We start from the raw sequence: 18,047 nt of genomic DNA, 5'->3' as shown, positions 1-18,047 counted from the left end.
CGGCCGGCGAGGATCACCTCGCCGGCCGGTCTCGTTTCGCGTGGGCGGGCCGGGCGGCGGTGTCCAGCGCGACGCCGAGGGCGCGCTGTGCCCCGCGCGAGGCGGCGAGCGGTTCTGTCGGGCGTACGGACTAGAGTCGCTGCCGTGACAGCTACGACACCGCGCCTGCTTCTCGTCGACGGACATTCCATGGCATACCGGGCATTCTTCGCCCTGCCCGTGGAAAACTTCTCCACCACGACGGGTCAGCCGACAAATGCGGTGTACGGCTTCACCTCGATGCTGATCAACGTGCTGCGCGACGAGCAGCCCAGCCACATCGTGGTGGCCTTCGACGTCTCCCGCCACTCCTTCCGCACCGACAGGTACGCGGAGTACAAGGCCGGCCGCAGCGAGACCCCGACCGACTTCAAGGGCCAGGTCAGCCTGGTCAAGGAGGTCCTGGCCGCACTCCAGATCCCGGTGGTGGAGAAGGAGGGCTTCGAGGCCGACGACGTCATCGCCACGCTCGCCTGCCAGGCCCGTGACCAGGGCATGACGGTGCTGATCAGCAGCGGTGACCGCGACGCGTTCCAGTTGGTCGACGACCAGATCACCGTCCTCTACCCGCGCAAGGGCGTCTCCGACCTGGCCCGGATGGACCCGGCGGCGATCGAGGCGAAGTACGGCGTTCCGCCACAGCAGTACCGGGACCTGGCCGCGCTCGTCGGCGAGACCAGCGACAACCTGCCCGGCATCCCCGGCGTCGGCCCGAAGACCGCCGCCAAGTGGATCACCACGTACGGCGGTGTGGAGGGCGTCATCGCCCGCGCCGACGAGATCAAGGGCAAGGCCGGCGACAGCCTGCGGGAGCGGCTCGCCGACGTGATCCGCAACTACGAGATCAACTGCCTGGTGTCCGACCTGGAGCTGCCGCTGCGCCCGGAGGACGCCCGGTGGACCGGATGGGACCGGGAGGCGGTGCACCAGGTCTTCGACACGCTGGAGTTCCGCATCCTGCGCGACCGCCTCTACCAGTACCTGGAGGCGGTCGAGCCGGAGGCCGAGTCGGGCTTCGACCTCACCGGCGAGGTGCTCACCGAGCCCGGCGCGTTGGCCGGCTGGCTGAGCACGCACGCGCCGACCGGCACCCCGGTCGGGCTGGCGGTCAAGCTCGACACCGGCCCCAACCGCCGGCACACCGCCTCGATCACCGGTCTGGCGCTGGCCACCGCCGGCGGTGCGGCGGCCTGGGTCGACCCCACCGGCCTCGACGCCACCGACGAGGGCGCCCTGGCCGGCTGGTTGGCCGACGCGCAACGGCCCAAGGTGCTGCACGACAGCAAGCCGGCGGTGCTGGCCTGCGCCGCGCACGGCTGGCAGCTCGCCGGCATCGTCCGCGACACCCAGATCGCCGCGTACCTGGCCCGCCCCGACCAGCGGTCCTACGACCTGACCGACCTGGCGCTGCGCTACCTGCACCGCGAGCTGCGGGTCGACGTCCCGGAGACCGGTCAGCTCACCCTCGACGGGCTCGGCGACGAGAGCGTGGCCGAGCAGAACCTGATGCTCCAGGCCCGGGCCACCCTCGACCTGGCCGACGCGATCGACGCCGAGTTGTCCCGCGACGGCGAGCAGTCCGCCCGGCTGATGGCCGGTGTGGAGCTGCCGCTGATGCGGGTCCTCGCCACCATGGAGAGCACCGGCATCGCGGCCGACAACGACTATCTCCACGAGTTGGAGGCGCACTTCGCCGGTGAGGTCAAGACCGCAGCGCAGGGCGCGTACGAGGCGGTGGGTCGGGAGTTCAACCTCGGCTCGCCCAAGCAGTTGCAGGAGATCCTCTTCACCGAGCTGGGCCTGCCGAAGACCAAGAAGATCAAGACCGGTTACACCACCGACGCCGACGCCCTGCAGTGGCTCTACGCGCAGCAGCCGCACCCGGTGTTGGCCCACCTGCTGCGCCACCGGGACGTGGCCAAGCTCAAGTCGACGGTCGACGGGCTGCTCAAGTCGGTCTCCGACGACGGCCGGATCCACACCACCTTCAACCAGACGGTGGCGGCCACCGGGCGGCTCTCCTCCACCGAGCCCAACCTGCAGAACATCCCGATCCGCACCGAGGAGGGCCGGCGGATCCGTCGGGCCTTCGTGGTGGGAGAGGGCTACGAGTGCCTGCTCACCGCCGACTACAGCCAGATCGAGATGCGCATCATGGCGCACCTGTCGTCGGACGACGCGCTGATCGACGCGTTCAACTCCGGCGCCGACTTCCACGCCGCGACCGCCTCGTCGGTCTTCGAGGTGCCGCTCGACGAGGTCACCCCCGACCAGCGTCGCAAGATCAAGGCGATGAACTACGGCCTGGCGTACGGGTTGAGCGCCTTCGGTCTGTCCCAGCAGCTCGGAATCAACACCGAGGAAGCCCGTGCGCTGATGGAAAACTACTTCGCCGGTTTCGGCGGAGTGCGCGACTACCTGCACCAGGTTGTCGCCCGGGCCCGCCAGGACGGCTACACCTCCACCATCCTGGGTCGCCGCCGCTACCTGCCCGACCTGGTCAGCGACAACCGGCAGCGCCGCGACATCGCCGAGCGGATGGCCCTCAACGCCCCGATCCAGGGCTCCGCGGCCGACATCATCAAGGTGGCGATGCTGCACGTCGACACTGCGCTCAGCGAGGCCGGGCTGCGGTCACGGATGCTGTTGCAGGTGCACGACGAGCTGGTCTTCGAGGTCGCCCCCGGTGAGCGGGAGGCGCTGGAGGCGCTGGTCCGGCGGGAGATGGGTGGGGCGTACCCGCTGTCGGTGCCGTTGTCGGTGTCGGTCGGCGACGGGCGCGACTGGAACAGCGCTGATCACTGATCTGTGGTTTCGGTGAGGGGTCTGGGGCGGCCCGACCTTCTCCCGGCGGCTCGATCCCTGCTTTGTGGTTGCGGTGGGGGTTCCGGGGCAGCCCGACCCACTCCGGGCGGTCAGGCTTGATCCCTGCGTGGGTCGGGCTGCCCCGGAACCCCTGACCAGGTCGCCGTGGTCGCGGCGGTTGGCGCGGTGGGTCAGGTGGTCGGGCTGCGCCGGAGCCTCACCGGGTTGTCCTGATCGCGGCCGTTGGCGTGGTGGCCGGGCACCGGGCCCGGCGGGCGCCGTTCCAAGATCTGCGCAACTTCGGGGAAAGTGCTGTGTCGCGGCGTTGTGAGGCATCAAGTTCACCGAAGTTGCACGGATCTTGCGGCGGTTGACCGGCTACTTCGTGGGGTCGTGGCCCCAGTTCATCAGGGACCAGCGCCACTTGGTGTCGCGGACGTTGCCGGAGGGGCGCTGCGCCATGTGTCGGCGTACGTAGCCGACCACCTTGCGCATGTGCTTGTAGTCGCCCTCGGACAGGTCGCCGCGTTTGCGCCGGAGCAGGTTGATGATCTTCCGGCCGGATTCGTGTCCGACGGACTCGCCGCCACCGGAGCGGCCGCCCTTGTGCCAGCCGACCTGCTTGGACTCGTCGGTCTCCAGCCACGTGGACAGCTCAGCGGGCTTCATGTTCACCGCCTCGGTGAACTCCCGATAGGTGTCCCGGCCCTCGTTACTTCTGCTCATGACGCAGCGCCTCGGGTCGGTGGGCCACGTCGCGGCCCGTACCGTCACTGCGGACCAGGTACTGCGGGTCGTCGGGAGCCGCGTTCACGGCCCGCCCACTGATCCGCGTCCGCTCGGTGATCGTCTCCTGCACCACGCCGTACGCGCGGCTGCCGTGGGCCGACCAGGAGACCTGGTCGCCCTTGCGGAATCGCTGCTCGGCCATGCTCCTCGGCTACCCGACACCGGCGCGGCGAAACGGCCGTGCCGGGGAGGCGCTACGGGGTGATCTCGGCGATCGGCAGCTTGATGTCGAACGGCTCGGCCAGCTCGATCACGTCGGCGCCGTCGGCGACCAACTCGTACTGCCGCTCACCACCGGGTCCCACCCGGTCGCCGATCCGGTACGCGTAGACGTGCACCGGGTCCTGCTCGATGCGCCAGTAGAACGGGATGCCGGCGGCGGCGTACTCGCCGGGCTTCGCGAACCTGTCGATCCGTCGCGTCCCGGGCGAGACGATCTCCACGGCGAGGACCACGTCCACCGGACGCAGCAACGACCGGCCGGATGGCACCTCGGCCTGGCACAGCAGGACATCCGGTTGTCGGCTGGTATTGAAACTGAGCCCGACTCCGAGGGCCTGGGCGACCCGAAGGTTGCCCGGGGCGTGCCGTAGCAGCCAGCCGGCGAGTAGGAGGGAGATGGTTTGATGGCCCAGGGTGGGGGAGGGTGTCACCTGGATTACTCCGTCGACGAGTTCGACGCGGGGGGCGTCGTCCGGCAGGGTGAGCAGGTCCTCCAGCGAGTAGTCGGCACGCTGCTGCCGCATCGGGTCCGGACACCAGGGGCCAGGTGATGTCGGGATGGGCTCGGCGCTCATGGGACGAGCCTACCGGCGGTCGATGCGACGCAGGGCGGACTGCGGGTGCGACGCGCTCACTCCGCGGGCTTCTCGGTGACGAAGATGGCGGTGCCGGGGAAGAGCCGACCGCGTAACGGGCTCCACTGCCCCCAGAGGCCCTCGTGCCCCTCGGGCCATTCCGGCTCCACCAGGTCCAGCAGCCGGAACCCCGCGCCGACCAACTCCCGGATCCGGTCGCCGAGGGTGCGGTGCTGCTCCACGTAGGTCGCGACGCCGGACTCGTCCTGCTCCACGTAGGGGGAGCGGTCGAAGTACGAGTGCACGGCCGTCAGCCCGCCCTCGCCGGGGTCGTCCAGGAAGATCCAGCGCATCGGGTGCGTCACCGAGAACACCCACCGCCCGCCGGGGCGCAGCACCCGGTGCACCTCGGCGTGCAGGGCCGCCGAGTCGTCCACGAACGGAATGGCGCCGAAGGCGGTGCAGGCGAGGTCGAACGCCTGGTCGGCGAACGGCAGGGCGAGCGCGTCGGCCTGCACCAGCGGTACGCGTACCCCGGTGCGGCCGGCGGCCTCGGCGGCGTGCCGCAACATGCCGGCGGACAGGTCGAAGGCGACCGGCCGGGCTCCCTGGGTGGCCAGCCAGCGGGCGGCGGCGGCCGCACCGCAGCCCACCTCCAGCACTCGTCGGCCGGGCAGGTCACCGAGCAGTCGGGCGTCGGCCTCGCGCAGGCCCTCCGGGCACCAGACGAAGTCCACGTCGCCGAGGAACGCGCCGTGCTCAGCCTGGTAGTCGTCGGCGTCGGTGTCCCACCAGCCACGGTTGGCCCGCCGGGCCTCGGCGTCACCCACCCGGCGCCGGGTGACCCGGCTGTCGTCATCCACGCGCTCACGCTAGGCCCCACCCACCCGTTGGGTGCGGCGGCGCGTCCAAGATCTGCGCGACTCCTCGCGCGGCACCGTGTGATCGACTCGGTTTCCGTGCGTCCGGGCTGTCCGGGCCGTGGGGACACGCCGGTTTCCAGGAGATCGAGGCAACGACTGGGGCTGCTGTGACGCACGAGACAGCAGGGGTGTTTTCCGGGCGATTGTTCGTCTTTCGCAGGTCACCGCACACAGAGAAGCCGGGAGGGCTTGCACGCTGTGGTAATGCGCACGGTAGGCTAGACGATGCGCTCGCGGATCGCGTTGCCTCGGCAGGGAGCAGGCACGCGGTCGACGGAGCCACATCATGATCTCACTAGGCGATCGTTCGGTGTGCCCGGCGACGGATCCGTTGGCGCGAACAGGTCACTGCGACACCAGCCTGCTGTGACAACCCACCGACCGGAGCAACCGCCCACATGACGAGCAGCATCGAGGCCCCCTCGAGCGCCACCCGGGTCACCCACGACGATCTCGGTTCCGAGGAGGCATTCCTCGCCGCGATCGACGAGACCATCAAGTACTTCAACGACGGCGACATTGTCGAAGGCACCGTCGTCAAGGTCGATCGGGACGAGGTCCTGCTCGACATCGGCTACAAGACCGAGGGTGTCATCCCCTCTCGGGAGTTGTCGATCAAGCACGACGTGGACCCCGCCGAGGTTGTGACGGTTGGCGACCACATCGAGGCCCTGGTCCTCCAGAAGGAGGACAAGGAGGGTCGTCTGATCCTCTCCAAGAAGCGGGCACAGTACGAGCGGGCCTGGGGCACGATCGAGAAGATCAAGGACGAGGACGGCGTCGTCCGCGGTTCGGTCATCGAGGTGGTCAAGGGCGGCCTCATCCTCGACATCGGGCTGCGCGGCTTCCTGCCCGCGTCCCTGGTCGAGATGCGTCGTGTGCGCGACCTGCAGCCGTACGTCGGGCGGGAGCTCGAGGCCAAGATCATCGAGCTGGACAAGAACCGCAACAACGTGGTCCTGTCCCGCCGGGCCTGGCTGGAGCAGACGCAGTCCGAGGTGCGCACCGAGTTCCTCAACAAGCTGCAGAAGGGCCAGGTCCGCAAGGGCGTCGTGTCCTCGATCGTCAACTTCGGCGCCTTCGTCGACCTTGGCGGCGTCGACGGTCTGGTGCACGTCTCCGAGCTGTCCTGGAAGCACATCGACCACCCGTCCGAGGTTGTCGAGGTGGGCCAGGAGGTCGAGGTCGAGGTCCTGGACGTCGACCTGGACCGCGAGCGCGTCTCGCTGTCGCTGAAGGCGACCCAGGAGGACCCGTGGCGGCAGTTCGCCCGCACCCACGCGATCCAGCAGATCGTGCCGGGTAAGGTCACCAAGCTGGTGCCGTTCGGTGCGTTCGTCCGGGTGGACGACGGCATCGAGGGCCTGGTCCACATCTCCGAGCTGGCCGAGCGCCACGTGGAGATCCCGGAGCAGGTCGTCCAGGTCGGCTCCGAGGTCATGGTCAAGGTCATCGACATCGACCTGGAGCGTCGCCGGATCTCGCTGTCGCTCAAGCAGGCCAACGAGGGCTTCGTCGAGGGCGAGGAGCACTTCGACCCCACCCTCTACGGCATGGCCGCGACGTACGACACCGAGGGCAACTACATCTACCCGGAGGGCTTCGACCCCGAGACGGGCGAGTGGCTCGAGGGGTACGACAAGCAGCGCGAGACCTGGGAGAACCAGTACGCCGAGGCTCGTCAGCGCTGGGAGGCCCACACCAAGCAGGTGCAGACCTCTCGGGCCGCCGACGCCGAGGCTGCCGCCAACCCGACCCCGGTCGTTCCGGCCGCGGGCGGCACCGGTGGCGGTGGCACCACCTCCTCGTCCAGCCCGGCCCCGAGCCGGCAGGCCGAGGAGCCGGCCGGCACCCTGGCCACCGACGAGGCGCTCGCCGCACTGCGGGAGAAGCTCGCCGGCGGTAAGTGACCCGCTGAACGACTGAACGACGACGGGCCCCGCCCCCACGATCTCCGGATCGTCGGGGGCGGGGCCTTCGCCGTACCCGCCGTACGCCCCCGGGGCGCGAGCCGAGGGCGGGGCATCCCGGGCGGGTCGCGCGGGCGGGGTATCCCGGTCGAGTCGCGGGCGGGGCATGGTCCGGAACCGAGCCCATGAAGCCCCAAACCCGGCACCAGGACCAGGTGATTGCCAGCCCCGGACTGCCCCCGCTTCGCGATCTTGCACTTTCTGTCCCGACACAGGGGGCATATCACCTATATGGACAACCGAAACTGCAAGATCCGCGCGAACTTCTCGCGAGACACGCCCTGACCTAGCTGCACTCCCAGGAGTCCCTTATCCAGCACGTGCTGACCTGCCGGCCACAGCCCTGACGCAACGGTGTTGGCATCCTGGTTCGAGCACGATCTTGGCGCGGGGGCGCGGGGGCGCGGGGGCGCGGGGGCGCGGGGGCGCGGGGGCGCGGTCGAAGCCGGGCGCGGTCGAAGCCGGGCGCGGTCGGGGCCCGAGATGGGCTCGGAGGTCACCGGGCTGTGGGTGGGTTTGGCGGCGGGCTTGTGGATCCGGTTGACTGGTCGGGTGCTGAGGGTGGGATTGACCGGCGGGATCGGGTCGGGCAAGAGCGCGGTGGCGGCGCGGCTCGTCGAACGGGGAGCGGTGCTCATCGACGCCGACCGGGTGGCCCGGGAGGTCGTCGCGCCGGGCAGCGACGGGCTGGCCGAGATCGTCGCCGCCTTCTCCGACGCGGTGCTGGACGCCGACGGCGCGCTGGACCGTGCCGCACTGGGCGCGGTGGTGTTCGCCGACGAGGCCGCCCGCCGACGGTTGGAGTCGATCACGCATCCTCGGGTGCGGGCCCGCACCGCGGAGTTGGCCGCCGCGGCACCTCCCGACGCGATCGTCGTCAACGACGTGCCGCTGCTGGTCGAGGTGGGTCTCGCGCCGACGTACCACCTGGTGATCGTGGTGCAGACGGCCGTGTCGACCCGACTGGAACGGCTGGTGCGCGACCGGGGGATGGGTCGCGTGGAGGCCGAGCGGCGGATCGCCGCCCAGACCGACGACGCCCGTCGCCGGGCGGCTGCCGACGTGCTGCTCGGCAACGACGGGAGCCTGGCGGCGTTGCACGACGCCGTCGACGCGCTCTGGCGGCAACGGCTGCGGCCCTACGAGGACAACCTGCGTCAGCGGCGGGTGGCGCAACCGGACGGGGACGACCCGACGGGGACCGACGCGGGCTGGCCCGAGCAGTACGCGCGGCTGGCGGCCCGGATTCGGCACACCCTGGGCCCGGACGCCCTGCGGATCGACCACATCGGCTCGACCGCGGTGCCCGGCCTGGCCGCCCAGGACGTCATCGACGTACAGGTGGCCGTGTCCAGCCTGACGGACGCCGACGGGGCGTTGACCGACCGGCTGGCGAACGCCGGGTTCCCGCGGGTGCCGGGGCAGTGGTGGGACGATCCGCGCCCGGCCGGCAGCGGTCGGTGGGAGAAGCGGCTGCACGGCAGCGCGGATCCGGCCCGTCCGGTTCGCCTGCACGTGCGGCTGGAGGGGTCGCCCGGCTGGCGGTACGCGTTGCTGATGCGCGACCACCTGCGTGCCGACCCGGATCAGCGGGCCGCGTACCTGCAGCTCAAGCGGGACCTGGTCGACGCGGCGCCGGCCGCCGGCGGCTCCGGCACGGCCCGGGACCCGTGGTTCGACGAGGAGTACCTGCGGGCCGAGCAGTGGGCCACGCAGACCGGCTGGCGGCCCTGAGCGCACCGCTCAACGGGCACCGGGCCGAACGGGGGAGGGCCGAGGTTTGGCAGCCGGTCGGGGCACCGGGGCCAGTCGGGGCACCGCGGCCGGGTGGAGATCCAGCTGGGCCCACGCGTTGCCGCTGGTGCGCAGCTCCAGCCGCCGCAGCGACCCGTCACGGTCGATCCAGTAGCGCAGCCGCGCGGCTGCCGCACCCACCTCGACGACGTCCACGGTCCGTCCGGCGGTGACGTCCTCGCGTACCCGCACGGCCGTGCCGCGTGGCCCGACCGACCCGGCGGCCAGCGCGGCGTCGACGAGCAGGCCCACGTCGTCGCCGGCGGATCGGGACACCCGCCACGCCCCGGCCGGGGGCGGCAGCGGTGGCCGCCCCGGCGCCTCCGCCGTGCCGCCACCGGCGACCGCCGCCGGCAGGTCCGCTCGGGCCAGACCTGCGGCGTCGCGCCGCAGCAGGCTCCGGCGATCCGGTACGCCCAGGTCGGCAACCGCGAGGTACGCGGTACGCGTGGTCCAGCTCATCCAGCCGGTGCCCCGCAGGTTCGTGTCCGTGCCCGTCGGCGCGGTGAGCGTGACCCCCACACCGCCCTGGGCGCGTAGCCGGACCGGCAGCCGGTCCAGTCGACGCTGTTCGGCGTCGCTCAGCGCGCGGGGGAGGCCCGGCCGGCCGCCGAGGGCGTCCACCGGCCGCAGGGTCGGCCGGTCCGCCCGGTGCAGGGTCACCGTGACCGGGCCGACGCCGGGCAACCGGGTGACGAGCTTGTGCAGCCGAGCGTCCTGGTCGAGCCAGTACCGGGTCTGCCCGTCCGGCTCGGTGCCCGCCGACGAGGAACCCGGCACCCGCGCCGGGCTGCTGCCCGCCGGGGTGCTGCTCGCCGTGGTGCTTCCGGCCGGGCTGCTGCTGGCCGTGGTGCTGCCGGCCGGGGTGCTGCTCGCGGCCGGTGCCCCGGCGGGTAGCGGTGCCTGGAGAACGTCCACCGGGCCGCCCGCCACGGTGTCCCGGGCGATCCAGCGCGCGGTGCCGCCCGACACGGCCGGGGCCGCGTCCGGGCGGTCGGCCGCGAGGCCGAGGAGCAGGTCGAGCACCGGCGCCAGGCTCGCCTCGGGCGGCAGGCGGTGCAGCCGCCACCGATCGGTCGGAGGCACCAGCGGAGGCGCGGCGGGGGTGGGCACCGCCGCCGGGTCGGGCCGGATCACCAGCACCGACCCGGCCCTCTGCACCAGCCCGCGTTCGGCACCCGCGCCGGGCCCGCCCACGTCCAGGTAGAGCAGGGACCGCGACCAGTCCACCCAGCCCACCAGCTCGATCCGGGCCGCGTCGACGCCGGCCGTGACGCGGACCCCGGCGCGTAGATCCCGCAGGTTGGTGACCCGCAGGGCGGCCAGTCGCTCCCCCTCGGCGGCGGTCAGCGGCCGGGCGGGCTCGGGTGGGTCGGGCGCCCAGCTCAACAGCCCGAACACCAACGCCGTCGCGGACGTCACAGCGGTCAGACCGAGCACCATCAGCACGGTACGTCGCCGGCGGCGGCCGGCCGGGCCGGGACCTGCGGTGTCGGTGGTGTCGGCGGTCGAGTCGGTGGTGTCGTCGGGCCGGGTGGTCCTCGGGGTCCTGCCGGAGCGCCGGGCGGTGGCGCCGCGGCGACCGGCGCCGAGCGGTCCGGCGGCCGGGTTGCCGTGCTTGCCTGCCGCGGAGGTGCTGCGCCTGTCGGTGCCGCCCGGTCGGGGCGTGGCCGTGGGGGTGGTGGTGTCGGGCGGCGGGGTCGCAGAGGTGTCCACGGATGTGAAACGGGCGGGGAGGCGCCGGGGTGACGAGCATGGGGCGCTCGCGGCGGCCGGTCTGCGCCTCGAGCGCGACCACACGGGTGCGCACGCCGGACGAGCCGGGTGCTGCGACCGCAGTGCCGGGGGCAGCCGGCCGTGATGACGGCCTGGCCACCGGCCCGGTCGGCCGCCGCGAGCGGCCTACATGGAGAGGGTAGTCCCGGTGACATGGGCCACACAATGGGAATATTGAAGCTGATCACGTACCTGGCGTGACGGCCAAACCTGTCGGACCTCCGGCGTACCGTTGACGGCATGGCGCTCGACATTCCCCGGCTCGACAGCCGCTTCCAGGTCGTCAGTGAGTTCCAGCCGGCCGGCGACCAGCCGGCAGCCATCGACGACCTTGAGCGTCGGGTTCGGCGCGGCGACCGCAACACAGTGCTGCTCGGCGCGACCGGCACCGGCAAGAGCGCCACCACGGCGTGGTTGATCGAGCGGTTGCAGCGCCCGACCCTGGTGCTCGCCCCGAACAAGACGCTCTGCGCGCAGCTCGCCAAGGAGTTCAGCGAGCTGCTGCCGCACAACGCGGTCGAATACTTCGTCTCGTACTACGACTACTACCAGCCCGAGGCCTACATCCCGCAGACCGACACCTACATCGAGAAGGACTCCTCGATCAACGAGGAGGTGGAGCGGCTGCGGCACTCGGCGACGATGTCGCTGCTCACCCGCCGCGACGTGATCGTGGTGGCGACCGTCTCGGCGATCTACGGCCTGGGCACCCCGGAGGAATACCTCAATCGTGCGGTGAAGGTGCAGGTCGGGCATGAGCTCGACCGCGACCAGTTGCTGCGCCGGCTCGTCGACATCCAATACACCCGCAATGACATGGCCTTCCAGCGCGGCACGTTCCGGGTCCGCGGCGACACGCTGGAGATCATCCCGGCGTACGAGGAGCTGGCGATCCGCATCGAGCTGTTCGGTGACGAGGTGGAGAAGCTCTACTACCTCAATCCGTTGACAGGTGACGTGGTCCGCGAGGTCGACCAGTTGGTGATCTTCCCCGCCACGCACTACGCGGCCGGCCCGGAGCGGATGGAGCGGGCGATCCGTGACATCGAGGTGGAGCTGGCCGAGCGCCTCGCCGAGCTGGAACGGCAGGGCAAGCTGCTGGAGGCGCAGCGGCTGCGCATGCGCACCACCTACGACATCGAGATGATGCGGCAGGTGGGCTTCTGCTCCGGCATCGAGAACTACTCGATGCACATGGACGGGCGGCTGCCCGGCAGTCCGCCGCACGCCCTGCTCGACTACTTCCCCGACGACTTCCTCACGGTGGTCGACGAGTCGCACGTCACCATCCCGCAGATCGGCGGCATGTACGAGGGCGACGCGTCCCGCAAGCGGATGCTCATCGACCACGGGTTCCGGCTGCCCAGCGCGGCCGACAACCGACCGCTGCGCTTCGACGAGTTCCTGGAGCGGGTCGGCCAGATGGTCTACCTGTCCGCGACTCCGGGCACGTGGGAGATGGAGCAGGCGCAGGGCGAGTTCGTCGAGCAGGTCATCCGGCCCACCGGTCTGGTCGACCCGGAGGTCGTGATCAAGCCGACCAAGGGTCAGATCGACGACCTGATGCACGAGATCAAACTGCGTACCGACCGCGACGAGCGGGTCCTGGTCACCACCCTGACCAAGAAGATGGCCGAGGACCTGTCCGACTACCTGCTGGAAAACGGCATCCGGGTGCGCTACCTGCACTCGGAGGTCGACACCCTGCGCCGGGTGGAGCTGCTGCGCGAGCTGCGCAAGGGCGACTACGACGTGCTGGTCGGCATCAACCTGCTCCGCGAAGGCCTGGACCTGCCCGAGGTGTCGTTGGTGGCGATCCTCGACGCCGACAAGGAGGGCTTCCTGCGCAGCGGCCGGTCGCTGATCCAGACCATCGGGCGAGCCGCCCGTAACGTCTCCGGTCAGGTGCACATGTACGCCGACAAGATCACACCGTCGATGGCGGCGGCGATCGACGAGACCGATCGGCGTCGGGCCAAGCAGATCGCGCACAACGAGGCGCACGGGATCAGCCCGGAGCCGTTGCGTAAGAAGATCCACGACATCCTGGACGACATCTACCGCGAGGCGGAGGACACCGAAAACTCCCGGGTCGGTGGCGCGGTGCGTCAGCTTTCCCGGGGCAAGGCGCCGGTCAAGGAGACCCGGAGCCGGAGTCGGGGCGCCGCCACGACCACCTCGCGGGAGGGGATGGCCCGCGCCGACCTCGCCCAGCTCATCCAGGAGCTCAGCGACCAGATGCTGGCCGCCGCCCGCGAGCTGCAGTTCGAGCTGGCGGCCCGGATCCGTGACGAGGTCTCCGACCTGAAGAAGGAGCTGCGCGGCATGGACGCCGCCGGCGTGAAGTGACGACAATCGGCGGGGCGTGACCGGCGCCCCGCCGAGGGGGCGGCCGACCCGGGCGGGCGAAGGGTGGGGCGAGGATGACCGCTGTGGCACCGGTCGGGGAGATGATCCTCGGGCTGCCCGAGATCAGCCTGCGCCCGTTCGTCGACAGGTACGTCGGCTATCGGGAACGGGCGGACCTCCCACTGGTCCGCCGGGAGCCGGCGGGCGTCTTCGTGGTGCTGATCCTGGGCTGGGGCGCCCCGCTGGAGGTGACCGACCCGCGCAGCGCGGAGCGCGGCGCCAGCGGGGTCGACTCGTTCGTGGCCGGCACCTTCGACGGCTGGTGCACCACGCGCACGATGGGTGTGGGGGAGGGCGTCGAGCTGCTGCTCGCTCCACTGACCGCCCGCAGGCTCCTCGGTCTGCCGCTGAGCGAGCTGACAAATCGTGCCGTGGGTGTCGGGCAGCTCCCGGGCCGTTGGCTGGATCGGCTGCGGGGCCAACTCGCCGACGCGGCAACCTGGCCGGAGCGCTTCGCCCTGCTCGACCGGGTGCTCACCGGCCGCCTGGCGGCGTCGCCGCCGGTGGACGCCCAGCTCGACTGGGCGTGGCGGTGGCTGGTGGCCAGCGGTGGCCAGGAGGGTGTCGGTGTACTCGCCGACGAGCTGGGCTGGAGCCGGCGGCACCTCGCATCCCGGTTCCGGCAGGAGATCGGGCTGCCACCCAAGATGGTCGCGCGGTTGCTGCGCTTCCAGCACGCGTGCACGACGCTGAGCGACGTGGGGTCGCACGCCGTGCTCGCCCCGGGCGCCAGACCGCCGAGCGACGCCGGCCCGTCCGCGGCCGACGCGGACCCGTCCGGCCCGGGACCGTCCGCGACCTCATCCGGCAGGGCGCACGCCGTGGACTGGGCCGCGGTGGCGGCGCGCTGCGGCTACTACGACCAGTCGCACCTGATCCGGGACTTTCACCAGTTCGCGGGGGCGACCCCGACCGCGCTGCTCGCCGCCCGGTCGACCCTGGCCGGCTGACGCACCGCCCGGTCGACCCTGGCCGGCTGACGCACCGCCCGGTTCCCGAACGACCCGCCGAGGTCACATTCGTCCAATCCGGTTTCGGGCTGGCGGCCGCACACTGTGGTCATGCGAACCGTCTATCCCGTCTTCCGTTACCCCGATCCCCGCGCCGCGATCGACTGGCTCTGCTCCGCCTTCGGTTTCCAGGTGCACGCCGTGCACGACGCACCGGACGGCAGTGTCGCGCACGCCGAACTCGTCCTCGACGGCGGCATGATCATGTTGGGCGCTCGGGCCGACGCGACGCCCAGTCCGGCTCACGACCACTGGTCGGTGTACGTGGCCGTGCCGGACGTCGACGCCCACTGTGCCCAGGCCCGTGCGGCCGGGGCCGAGATCACCCAGGAGCCGTTCGACACCGACTACGGCTCCCGTGACTACGCGGCCCGCGACCTGGCCGGCAACGTCTGGGCCTTCGGCACCTACCGGCCCTGAGCCCCGGGCCGGCCGTGAGCCGGGTCGGTCCTGCGGTCGTGGGCCTCGTGGAGCGGCCCGCCGGGCAGGCCGCCCACACCGGAACGGTCGGTCCAGACCGCCGGCCGCGCCGAATGACCTGATTGCGGTGAGCGAGCGAGCTATTGCACTGGGTGATCGTCCTGCGTACGCTCCCTCGTTGGGGAGGCCGGGATGCCGCTGCCAACAAGTCCTGTCATTCGACGTGCACGTCTCGGCGCTGAGTTGCGCCAACTGCGTCGGCGCGAGGCGCTGACCCTCGAGCAGGTCTGCGACCGGCTGGGCTGGGCCTCGACGTCGAAGCTGTCCCGCATCGAGCTGGGCCAGAGCCGTCCCGATCTCGCGGACGTGCTCGATCTGCTGGACGTCTACAAGGTGCCCTCGCCCGTCCGGGACGCGCTGATCGTGATCGCCCGGGACGCGGCGACCAGCCGCGGCTGGTGGAAGACGCTCGGCGAGATGAGCGAACGCCAGCGCACGTACGCCGAGTTGGAGGCGGGCGCCGCCGACATCGTCGAGTACCAGCCGGCGGTCGTGCCGGGGCTGCTCCAGACGCCCGCGTACACCCGGGTGTTCGTGGAGGCCGGCGCGCGGTTCACGCCGGAGCTCGATGTGGAGTCCGAGGTGCGTGCCCGTGCGCTGCGGCAGGAGGTATTGCGGCGGGCCTATCCGCCGCGCTACACGGCGGTGCTCGCCGAGGCCGCCTGCGACCCGGGCGACCTGCCGGACGAGGTCTGGCGCGCACAGGTACGGCATCTGGTCGCCGTGACCGGGCTGTCCCATGTCACGGTGCGGCTGCTGCCCCGCGGGGTGGCCGGTGGCGGGCTGCACCCGCTCACCCCGTACTCCTGCTATGCCTTTCCCGACCCGGCGGACCCGCGGACGGTGATGCTGGAGACGTTGACCACCGACGTGCGGTTGGCCACCGTGCTCGACGTCGACCGCTACCAGCGGATGACCGAGGCGTTGCTGGCCGCCGCGCTGTCACCGGAGGAGACGGTCACCCTGCTGGCGCGCCGCGTCGGCGAGTAGGAACCACGCCGCGCGGCCACCGGGCCCGGCGCCCCCGAGCCCGTCGGGACCGGTGGTCGGCGCGTGCGCAGGGCACGATAACCGCGGGGTACGACAGCAGACTCAGGCCGGCACGTCGAGGAAGTGCTCGACCAGGGGCGGCCCGGCGAAGTGTGGCCCGATCAACGCCCGCCACTGCGCGAACCGCTCGGTGGCCCGGAAGTTGTTCTCGTGCGCCTCGACCGAGTCCCATTCGACGAGCAGCACGAAGCGCGTCGGCGACTCGATTCCCCGGGTCATCCGGACGGACCGGCAGCCGGTCGCCCCGGCGAGAACCGGGTGACCCTCGGCGTACGCGGCGGCGAACGCGTCCTCGTGTCCGGGCAGTACGTCGATCAGCGCGACCTCAAGCACCATGTCGGAAAGCCTCTCACGGTGGGCCGGTCGGGCGGTGTCGCGGGGTCCGTTCCGGTGTCGGCGACGCCCCTCGGGGGCCCCTAGGGTGGGGTCGTGATCATCGACTGGCTCACCGGTACCGCATTCGAGGTGGCCGGCACGGCCACCACCTGGGCGGAGCTGCTGGGGTTCGCGACAGGTGTGCTCAACGTGTGGCTGGTGGCCCGACAGAGGATCGCCAACTGGCCGGTCGGCATCGCCAACGTGGTGCTGCTCATGCTGTTGTTCTGGACCGCGGGGCTGTACGCCGACGCGGGGCTCCAGGTGGTCTACGTCGCGCTCGGCTGCTATGGCTGGTGGCACTGGTTGTTCGGTGGCGAACGGCGGAGCCGGCTCACGGTGAGCCGGACCGGGCGCCGAGAGTGGCTGCTGTTGGCGATCGTCGGGGTGCTGCTCACCGGCGGGCTGTGGGCTCTGCTGGACCGGGCCACCGACTCGACCGTGCCGCTGCCGGACGCGGTGACCACGGCGCTGTCCCTGCTGGCCACCTACGGACAGACCCGCAAGCGGGTGGAGAGCTGGTGGCTCTGGATCGCCGCCGACCTGATCTACATCCCGTTGTACGCGTACAAGGGACTGCACCTGACCGCCGTGCTCTACCTGGTCTTCCTTGGGCTGTGCGTGCTCGGGTTGCGGGCCTGGCGGGCGGACCTGCGTCGGGTCGACAGGCCGACCCCGGTTCCGCCCGGCCCGGCGCCGGTGAGCGCGTGAACGCCGACGCAGAGTTCGGGCACGGGTTGGTGGTGGGCAAGTTCTACCCGCCGCACGCCGGGCACCACGCGCTGATCGCGGCCGCCGCGGCCCGCTGCGCCGAGGTCACCGTCGTCGTCGCGCCCTCGCGCCGGGAGTCCATCCCGCTCGCGCTGCGGCTCGACTGGTTGCGTGAGGTGCACGGGGACACCCCGTGGGTGCGCTTCGTCGGCAGGTACGACGATCACCCGGTCGACTACGACGACCCGGCCGTCTGGGACGCGCACTGTGCGGTGTTCCGCGACGCGGTCGGTCCCCGGAAGGTGGACGTGGTCGTCTCGTCCGAGGCGTACGGGGCGGAGTTGGCTCGCCGCTTCGACGCCGTAGGAGTGTCGGTGGATCCGGATCGGCGAACCGTGCCGGTCTCCGGCACCGCCGTCCGCGCGGATCCGGCGGGTCACTGGCGGTTCTTGAGCCCGCCGGTGCGCGCCTGGTTCGCTCGGCGGGTGGTGGTGGTCGGCGCGGAGTCGACAGGCACCACCACGATGGCCGCGGCGCTGGCGGCGCACTACGGCACGCGTTGGGTGCCGGAGTACGGCCGGGAGTTGACCGCTGACAAGCTGGCCCGGTTGCGGGAGCGCGTTCCGGGGGCGACCGTCTTCGACGTCACCTGGGACACCGACGACTTTCGCGCGGTGGTCCGCGAGCAGCAGGCGGCCGAGGACGCGGCGGCCCGGGTCGGCGGTCCGCTGCTCATCTGCGACACCGATGCGCGGGCCACGGCGGTGTGGGAGGAGCGTTACCTGGGCAGCACGTCGCCGGAGGTGCGGGCGGCGGCCCGGAGGCCTGCGCTGTACCTGCTGACGGATCACCGGGACGTGCCCTTCACCGACGACGGGCTGCGCGACGGCGAGCACCTGCGGGCCTGGATGACCGAGCGGTTCCGGAGCGAGTTGGCCGGGTGCGGGGTGCCGGTGGTGGAGTTGGTCGGTACGCACGCCGAGCGACTGGCCCGGGCGGTGCGCGCGTGCGACGACCTGCTGGCCGCCGGCTGGTCGCTCAGCGATCCGATACTAGCCTCCTAGGACACCTGGCGGGTGTGCGGCGGGATTCCCGGGACCAGTGGTGTTCAGCGACACC

General features: G+C 71.6%; 14 protein-coding genes and 1 pseudogene. 9 read left to right on the top strand and 6 right to left on the bottom strand.

What is annotated here, in order from left to right; genetic code table 11:
• Positions 1 to 144: 144 nt before the first annotated feature.
• Positions 145 to 2,844: a DNA polymerase I gene (gene polA / locus ACGFH8_RS04225; protein ID WP_393363116.1), complete on the top strand. Its 2,700-nt coding sequence runs from the start codon at positions 145 to 147 to the stop codon at positions 2,842 to 2,844.
• Positions 2,845 to 3,225: 381 nt separating this feature from the next.
• On the opposite strand, the pseudogene ACGFH8_RS04220 reads toward polA, so the two are convergent.
• The 4 genes and pseudogenes from ACGFH8_RS04220 to ACGFH8_RS04205 form a co-directional block, all read right to left on the bottom strand.
• Positions 3,226 to 3,570, bottom strand: a pseudogene (locus ACGFH8_RS04220) (DUF3140 domain-containing protein); the annotation flags it as partial.
• Positions 3,557 to 3,775, bottom strand: coding sequence for a DUF2945 domain-containing protein (locus ACGFH8_RS04215; protein ID WP_393363113.1), 219 nt, complete (start codon positions 3,773 to 3,775; stop codon positions 3,557 to 3,559). The gene ACGFH8_RS04215 and the pseudogene ACGFH8_RS04220, both read right to left, overlap by 14 nt.
• 52 nt (positions 3,776 to 3,827) lie before the next feature.
• Entirely contained in the window at positions 3,828 to 4,430 is a 603-nt protein-coding gene (locus tag ACGFH8_RS04210) for a Uma2 family endonuclease (RefSeq protein ID WP_393363110.1), read from the bottom strand.
• Positions 4,431 to 4,486: 56 nt separating this feature from the next.
• Positions 4,487 to 5,293 carry a class I SAM-dependent methyltransferase gene (locus ACGFH8_RS04205; protein ID WP_393363107.1) on the bottom strand — a complete coding sequence of 269 codons (807 nt, stop codon included), beginning with the start codon at positions 5,291 to 5,293 and terminating at the stop codon, positions 4,487 to 4,489.
• Between the two features lie 458 nt (positions 5,294 to 5,751).
• Between ACGFH8_RS04205 and rpsA the strand changes: the two genes are divergently transcribed.
• Together rpsA and coaE are read left to right on the top strand one after the other, a co-directional pair.
• Complete coding sequence (gene rpsA, locus ACGFH8_RS04200) at positions 5,752 to 7,263, top strand: 30S ribosomal protein S1 (RefSeq protein ID WP_357069728.1); 1,512 nt, start codon at positions 5,752 to 5,754, stop codon at positions 7,261 to 7,263.
• Between the two features lie 612 nt (positions 7,264 to 7,875).
• The gene (gene coaE, locus ACGFH8_RS04195; protein ID WP_393363103.1) at positions 7,876 to 9,057 is read left to right on the top strand and encodes a dephospho-CoA kinase; all 1,182 of its coding nucleotides are present in this window, start codon (positions 7,876 to 7,878) and stop codon (positions 9,055 to 9,057) included.
• 9 nt (positions 9,058 to 9,066) lie between these two features.
• Here the strand turns inward: coaE and ACGFH8_RS04190 are convergent, their stop codons facing one another.
• The gene (locus ACGFH8_RS04190) at positions 9,067 to 10,833 is read right to left on the bottom strand and encodes a hypothetical protein (RefSeq protein ID WP_393363100.1); all 1,767 of its coding nucleotides are present in this window, start codon (positions 10,831 to 10,833) and stop codon (positions 9,067 to 9,069) included.
• Positions 10,834 to 11,133: 300 nt separating this feature from the next.
• Between ACGFH8_RS04190 and uvrB the strand changes: the two genes are divergently transcribed.
• The 4 genes from uvrB (at position 11,134) to ACGFH8_RS04170 (ending at position 15,782) form a co-directional block, all read left to right on the top strand.
• Positions 11,134 to 13,242, top strand: coding sequence for an excinuclease ABC subunit UvrB (uvrB, locus tag ACGFH8_RS04185; RefSeq protein WP_393363097.1), 2,109 nt, complete (start codon positions 11,134 to 11,136; stop codon positions 13,240 to 13,242).
• 74 nt (positions 13,243 to 13,316) lie between these two features.
• On the top strand, positions 13,317 to 14,252 hold the full coding sequence (locus tag ACGFH8_RS04180; RefSeq protein ID WP_393363094.1) for a helix-turn-helix domain-containing protein: 936 nt from the start codon (positions 13,317 to 13,319) through the stop codon (positions 14,250 to 14,252).
• 111 nt (positions 14,253 to 14,363) lie between these two features.
• Positions 14,364 to 14,732 carry a VOC family protein gene (locus ACGFH8_RS04175; protein ID WP_393363091.1) on the top strand — a complete coding sequence of 123 codons (369 nt, stop codon included), beginning with the start codon at positions 14,364 to 14,366 and terminating at the stop codon, positions 14,730 to 14,732.
• A 192-nt stretch (positions 14,733 to 14,924) separates the two neighbouring features.
• A complete protein-coding gene (locus tag ACGFH8_RS04170) occupies positions 14,925 to 15,782 on the top strand; it encodes a helix-turn-helix domain-containing protein (RefSeq protein WP_393363088.1) in 858 nt (285 codons plus the stop codon).
• Positions 15,783 to 15,884: 102 nt separating this feature from the next.
• Here ACGFH8_RS04170 and ACGFH8_RS04165 read toward each other — a convergent pair whose 3' ends face one another.
• Entirely contained in the window at positions 15,885 to 16,178 is a 294-nt protein-coding gene (locus ACGFH8_RS04165; protein WP_393363085.1) for an antibiotic biosynthesis monooxygenase family protein, read from the bottom strand.
• Positions 16,179 to 16,271: 93 nt separating this feature from the next.
• Between ACGFH8_RS04165 and pnuC the strand changes: the two genes are divergently transcribed.
• Positions 16,272 to 16,928, top strand: a complete 657-nt coding sequence (gene pnuC / locus ACGFH8_RS04160; RefSeq protein WP_393363083.1) for a nicotinamide riboside transporter PnuC — start codon at positions 16,272 to 16,274, stop codon at positions 16,926 to 16,928.
• The gene (locus tag ACGFH8_RS04155; RefSeq protein WP_393363080.1) at positions 16,925 to 17,992 is read left to right on the top strand and encodes an AAA family ATPase; all 1,068 of its coding nucleotides are present in this window, start codon (positions 16,925 to 16,927) and stop codon (positions 17,990 to 17,992) included. Before pnuC ends, ACGFH8_RS04155 begins: the two co-directional genes overlap by 4 nt.
• Positions 17,993 to 18,047: the final 55 nt, after the last annotated feature.

The organism is Micromonospora sp. NPDC049175 (assembly GCF_043197345.1).
Lineage (GTDB): Bacteria > Actinomycetota > Actinomycetes > Mycobacteriales > Micromonosporaceae > Micromonospora.
Note: the sequence above shows the minus strand (reverse complement) of the source record. Positions and strands in the feature narration are given on the sequence as shown.

Bases quoted from the DNA above. Each gene is read 5' to 3' on its own strand.
- ACGFH8_RS04180 (WP_393363094.1), top strand. From the start codon at position 13,317: ATGACCGCTGTGGCACCGGTCGGGGAGATGATCCTCGGGCTGCCCGAG.
- ACGFH8_RS04175 (WP_393363091.1), top strand. From the start codon at position 14,364: ATGCGAACCGTCTATCCCGTCTTCCGTTACCCCGATCCCCGCGCCGCG.
- ACGFH8_RS04165 (WP_393363085.1), bottom strand. From the start codon at position 16,178: ATGGTGCTTGAGGTCGCGCTGATCGACGTACTGCCCGGACACGAGGAC.
- ACGFH8_RS04210 (WP_393363110.1), bottom strand. From the start codon at position 4,430: ATGAGCGCCGAGCCCATCCCGACATCACCTGGCCCCTGGTGTCCGGAC.
- rpsA (WP_357069728.1), top strand. From the start codon at position 5,752: ATGACGAGCAGCATCGAGGCCCCCTCGAGCGCCACCCGGGTCACCCAC.
- ACGFH8_RS04170 (WP_393363088.1), top strand. From the start codon at position 14,925: ATGCCGCTGCCAACAAGTCCTGTCATTCGACGTGCACGTCTCGGCGCT.
- uvrB (WP_393363097.1), top strand. From the start codon at position 11,134: ATGGCGCTCGACATTCCCCGGCTCGACAGCCGCTTCCAGGTCGTCAGT.
- ACGFH8_RS04215 (WP_393363113.1), bottom strand. From the start codon at position 3,775: ATGGCCGAGCAGCGATTCCGCAAGGGCGACCAGGTCTCCTGGTCGGCC.